This window comes from Allobosea sp. P2_B12, from assembly GCF_056404835.1.
Window position 1 is genome coordinate 1 of record NZ_JBFUDG010000023.1, and the last position, 2,557, is coordinate 2,557.

At 66.8% G+C, this 2,557-nt stretch carries 2 protein-coding genes; both read right to left on the reverse strand.

What is annotated here, in order from left to right:
• A partial coding sequence (locus AC1DYU_RS25965; RefSeq protein WP_476794117.1) for a HAMP domain-containing methyl-accepting chemotaxis protein occupies positions 1 to 1,806 on the reverse strand: 1,806 nt, incomplete at its 3' end.
• Between the two features lie 115 nt (positions 1,807 to 1,921).
• Positions 1,922 to 2,557, reverse strand: a 636-nt coding sequence (locus AC1DYU_RS25970) for a methyl-accepting chemotaxis protein (protein ID WP_476794118.1), incomplete at its 5' end; no start/stop codon positions are given.

Genomic DNA, 2,557 nt, shown 5'->3' on the forward strand with positions numbered 1-2,557 from the left:
CTCCGCCGTCTCCGCCGTCTTCTTGATGTCGGGCACCAGCTTGGCCAGCATSGMGCCKGCCTCCTGCGCCACCTTCACCGTATCGACCGAGAGCGTGCCGATCTCGGCAGCCGCSGCCTGGCTGCGYTCGGCSAGCTTGCGCACCTCCGAGGCCACCACCGCAAAGCCCTTGCCGTGCTCGCCGGCCCGCGCCGCTTCCACCGCCGCGTTCAGCGCCAGGAGGTCGGTCTGGCGGGCGATCTCCTGGACGATGTTGATCTTGGCCGCGATCGTCTGCATCGCCTCGACAGCCTTGCCGACCGCGATGCCCGAAGCCTCCGCATCCTTGGCCGACTGGCCGGCCATCTTCTCGGTCGTCGCCGCGTTCTCGGCGTTCTGCTTCACATTCGCCGCCATCTCCTCCATCGAGGACGAGGCCTCCTCCGTCGACGAGGCCTGCTCCGTCGAGCCCTGCGACAGCTGCTCGGCACTCGCAGACAGCTCCTGCGAACCAGACGACACGTTCTCCGCAGCCTGGATGGCCTGGGTGACGATGGTGCGCAGCTTCTCCAGCATGTTCTCCAGCGCGATGCCGAGCGTGTCCTTGTCGGAGAGGCGCCTGGCCTCGACCGTCAGGTCGCCATTGGCGATCGCGTCGGCCACCGCAGCGGTGGCGTTGAGATTGGCGGTCATGGTGTTGAGCGAGGTGACGAGATCGCCGATCTCGTCATTGTTCTTCACCACGATGGACTGGCTGAGGTCGCCGATGGCGACCGCATTGGCGAGACCGACGGCGCTGGACAGGCCACGGCTGATGTTGAGCGCGATCCAGGTCGCGGCCGCGATGGCGATGAGAAGGGTGCCGAGCACGATGGAGATCAGCAGGTTGCGGGCGAAGGCGGCATTGTCTGCGGCGCTCTTGGCAGCCTCATCAGCCGCACCCTTGATGTAGTCGGTGTACTCGTCGAGCAAGGCCATCATCTCGGAGACGGCGACCGTGCCTTCGCCCATGGACATGTTGCCGGCGCGGATCGTGCCGGCCTCGGCCGCGATCTGCGCAACCTTGGTGATCGACTCAAGGGCGCTCGAGAAGGCCGCAAGCGTCCTCTCGGTGGAGGTGCCGGCCTCCGCGATCGGGCCTGCAGCCTTGGTGAGGGCCGTGCGCACCGTCTGGATCTGATCCATGGTCGCCTTGCTCAGCCGCTGGACGTCTTCCGGGGTCGTGGCGCCGAACAGCTGGGTCGCCGTACGGGTCAGGCGCAGCCATTCGAGGCGGGTGTTCTGGAATTCATAGGCGGCCGGCAGCGCGGCAGCCGAGGCGCCCGGCTTGAGGAGTTCGGCGAGCATCGCATTCGTCGTGGCCGTGATGTTTGCGATGCGAGGGTTCGTCTCGTTGGTCCAGATTTCGAAGGCGTGGGCGCTCGAGTTCTGCCTGGCGAAGCCGAGGATCTGATCCTGGACGGTCGTGAAGCGGGCGATCTTCGGGACCATCGCCTCCCACCGGCGCTTGCCGGCCTCGTCCGCAGCCGCTTGCAGGCGGTCGCGGATCTTCAGGGCCTCATTTCGGGCGTTTATGGCGGTCTCGGCATAGCCGCCGATGTCCTTGTCGGTCGATGCCATCACCGCGTTCTTTTCGGCCCGGATCGAGCGGTTGAAGTAGGTCCTGATGTCGCCGATCAGATCGAGCCGGTTGGTCCAGCGAACCAGTTCGGTCTGCGTCTGCGTCATGTTGGACAGCTGCTGGTACGACAAGGCACCCGCGATCGTCGACAGGACGATGACGACTCCAAAGGCGGCAGCCAGTTTGGCCTTGATGGTGAAACGCATGACTCAACTCGCACTCAAAGGTCGATGAAGGGGGAATCAGGACGGCACAGGCGTAGGCGTGGGCACAGGCTTGGGTGGCGGAGTCCCCGCAGGCGGGCGGGAACTCCGACAGCGTCTAGGAGGCGCGGCGGAACTGGGCGTCGTGCTCGTCTTGCGCTTCGTCCAGATCGAAGGTGAAGCCTCCCTTTGCCGCCTTGGCGGCGCGCACCGGCGCAGACCTGGGCTTCTTGGGTGCGGCGGCGGCCTTCATCTGCACCGCCTTGGCCTTGAGCTGGCCAACGGCGCGAGCGAGCGGCGGGACAACATCTGTCTGGCCCTCGTCGATCCGGAAGAAGGCGATGGTGGTCTGGAGCTGCTCGGCCTGTGCGGCGAGTTCCTCGGAGGTGGCCGAGACCTGCTCGGAGGCGGCCGCGTTCTGCTGGGTGACCTTGTCGAGCTGCTGGATCGCCTGGTTGATCTGGCTCGAACCGACATCCTGCTCGCGGCAGGCCGCCGTGATCTCCTCGACCAGCTCCGCCGTCTTCTTGATGTCGGGCACCAGCTTGGCCAGCATCGCGCCGGCCTCCTGCGCCACCTTCACCGTATCGACCGAGAGCGTGCCGATCTCGGCAGCCGCCGCCTGGCTGCGCTCGGCCAGCTTGCGCACCTCCGAGGCCACCACCGCAAAGCCCTTGCCGTGCTCGCCGGCCCGCGCCGCTTCCACCGCCGCGTTCAGCGCCAGGAGGTCGGTCTGGCGGGCGATCTCCTGGAC